Origin of the sequence: Clostridium liquoris, from assembly GCF_002995785.1 — a bacterium.
Lineage (GTDB): Bacteria > Bacillota > Clostridia > Clostridiales > Clostridiaceae > Clostridium_AO > Clostridium_AO liquoris.
Genome location: NZ_PVXO01000035.1, coordinates 1 through 2,810 on the forward strand (window position 1 = coordinate 1; position 2,810 = coordinate 2,810).

Consider the following 2,810-nt stretch of genomic DNA (forward strand, 5'->3'; position numbering starts at 1 on the left):
CTCAATTAAAATAGTCTAGCTATAGGTGATAAAACTAATCCACAGCGTCTTATGATAATTATAGTAAAAATCTTTAAGAAAGGAAAAGTATAATGAATTTTTACTATATGTTCATTATACAAGGTGATGGCATGTACTTAACTAAAAATTCTCTTTCATACTTCTTTCTTTGCATTGGTATAATTGCTATTATTTTTTATGCATATTTTAAATTTATAACAATAAAAACTTCTCCAAATGGCAATGATAAGGATAAAATTGTAGGTGAAATGAAAGATATTGAATCTTGGAGATATAGAAATATTGTAATGGGATATCTATCCTTATTTTGGGGAATTATTTCAATACTGGCTTTTATATTTCTAAAATTTTACTACAAGGCTGGACTGCTATCTATATTGTTACCATTTATCTATTTCGCATTGATTGTTATATCAATAGTGTTATTTTTACCAAAGAAAAAAATCACAGGGTAAAAAAGTGGCTGTGGCACTAAGAAATTTACATACAATATATTGTAATATTTATTCTTAATGCCACAGCCCATGTTTATTTTAAATCTATGCTCTTTTATCTATAATCTAAAAAAGTTACTTAGTAATTTGTTTTAAAATTTCCACAAAGGATTTTATTATTAAAGCAGTAAATCCCCATATAACATATCCATTATATTGATAAAAATACTGTTCCATTTTGCCAGTTCTAAACTTATAACTTTTCCCCCCTATTATTAAGTGATAAGGAAAATTTTCAGGAAAATCAGGCATTATCTTAACTTCGTATCCTATGGGATCATTCTTCATAAAGTAATCTAGCGGTACCTTAAATACATGATTTACTTCATCCTTATTAGGCTTAATTTCTTTCCTATTCAATTTACATATAAAAGGGTATATTATGGTATTGTAGGGACTAACGAAGTAATCCATTGATCCTAACACTTCTATGTCCTCTCTTTCAACATTTAATTCTTCTATAGATTCTCTTATAGCTGCATCCATTGGATTTTCTTTCGGTTCGATTCTACCACCTGGTAGCGAAATATCTCCAGGCTGATGATTTAAATTCAAAGCTCTTACTTCAAATAGAATATATAATTTACCCTTTTCTTCAATAAGAAATATAATCACCGCACTTTTTTCATATTCTCCTAATATTTTAGGTTCCCTTTCCGAAAATAATTTTTTAATTTCATTTAACATATACTTTTCACCACCATTATTATCTAACTATTAATTATATATTAGTATTATATTAAATACCATTATTTATTAGCATATGAAGGTACTTTTTAAATTTGTCAAATTATAAAGTCCATGCTATACTTTAGTAGGTATTGACCCTTTATGTTATATTATACTATACATAAAAAATTTAATTTTAGAAATCGGAGGATGCAAGTTGAAGAAAAAAAGAATATCATTAATTTTAGCAATTTTTATAGTATTATCTCTATGTACAAGCGTTTTTGCAGCAGAAGAAAATAAACCTGATATTTATGGTAAAGCTGCGGTTACTATGGATATGAACACTGGAGAAATAATATACGCTAAATCCATAGATAATAAAATGTATCCTGCAAGTACAACTAAACTGCTTACTGCACTGCTTTTAGCAGAAAATAAACAAAAAGAAGATTTATTAAAGTATACTAAGGATGCAAAATCTCAGCCTGAGTACTCCATAAATTTAAATTTACATCCTATAGCTGTTGGTGAAACTATGACCGCTAAAGATGTTATGGATGGACTTTTATTATTTTCAGGAAACGATATAGCTTATATGATTGCAGATAATATATCTGGTAATTCAGTAAAATTTGCAGATCTTATGAACAAAAAAATAAATAGTTTAGGTTTAAAAAATACTCATTTTGTTACACCCAATGGATTACATGACCCAAAACACTATACTACAGCCTATGATTTAACTGTTATAGGTAGAGAAGCTTATAAGAACCCTTGGGTAAGAGAAACTATGAATAAGAAAACCAGTACTATTAAAACTTCAAGTGGGACAACTGTTAATGTAGAAAATAGAAACAAATTATTAGGAAAAGATGACTGTGTGGGTGGTAAAACTGGTTATACATCTAATGCAGGAAGATGCCTAGTTGCTATGTTTGATAGAAATGGTAGAAAAATCATAGGGGTAGTAATGAACTCTGTTTATGATCAAAATGATACTTTTGTATTTAATGATATGAAAAAAGTCATAGATTGGAGTTACAATGCTAAGAAAACTACTTTATATCCAAAAGACTCTATATTAAGAACTGAAAAATTAACTTATAAGCCATTAGTATTCTTCGGGCCTACTAAGACCATGGAAGTACCAATAATGGTTAAGCAAGATGTATCATATTATGATAATGAAATTAACAAAAAGGAAATGAAACAAGAATTTAATGTACAAACATCAAATATATGGAACATAAATAAAAATAAAAGCATAGGTACATTAACAATAAAAGAAAGAGAAGCCTCTCAAAAATATGATTTATATACTAATATTTCTAAGGCTTCTATAATAAAAGCAAATATACTACTTTATATTGGAACAGCTATTGCTATATTAGCCGCTGTATCATTAGTATTTATCATAATAAAAGCTACTAAAAAGAGAAAGAATAGAAAAAGAAGAAATAAATACATTTAAAAGAAGTGCTGTGCACTTCTTTATTAGAGAACGTCCATAGATTTGTGTAAATTATTATAGATGTGATTAGATTAACTGGAAATTACTATGGGGGACAAACTCCTGTAGTAATTTTTATTTTTTTGGGCATTACTAAATAATGAGATTTTGTG

General features: G+C 27.7%; 3 protein-coding genes. 2 read left to right on the forward strand and 1 reads right to left on the reverse strand.

What is annotated here, in order from left to right; translation table 11 throughout:
* The first annotated feature begins 92 nt into the window (after positions 1-92).
* Positions 93-476 carry a hypothetical protein gene (locus tag CLLI_RS06470; RefSeq protein WP_106063405.1) on the forward strand — a complete coding sequence of 128 codons (384 nt, stop codon included), beginning with the start codon at positions 93-95 and terminating at the stop codon, positions 474-476.
* Positions 477-590: 114 nt separating this feature from the next.
* On the opposite strand, the gene CLLI_RS06475 is transcribed toward CLLI_RS06470, so the two are convergent.
* Positions 591-1,202, reverse strand: a complete 612-nt coding sequence (locus CLLI_RS06475; protein ID WP_106063406.1) for an NUDIX hydrolase — start codon at positions 1,200-1,202, stop codon at positions 591-593.
* A 199-nt stretch (positions 1,203-1,401) separates the two neighbouring features.
* Between CLLI_RS06475 and CLLI_RS06480 the strand changes: the two genes are divergently transcribed.
* Positions 1,402-2,658, forward strand: coding sequence for a D-alanyl-D-alanine carboxypeptidase family protein (locus CLLI_RS06480; protein WP_106063407.1), 1,257 nt, complete (start codon positions 1,402-1,404; stop codon positions 2,656-2,658).
* Positions 2,659-2,810: the final 152 nt, after the last annotated feature.

Bases quoted from the DNA above. Each gene is read 5' to 3' on its own strand.
- CLLI_RS06470 (WP_106063405.1), top strand. From the start codon at position 93: ATGAATTTTTACTATATGTTCATTATACAAGGTGATGGCATGTACTTA.
- CLLI_RS06475 (WP_106063406.1), bottom strand. From the start codon at position 1,202: ATGTTAAATGAAATTAAAAAATTATTTTCGGAAAGGGAACCTAAAATA.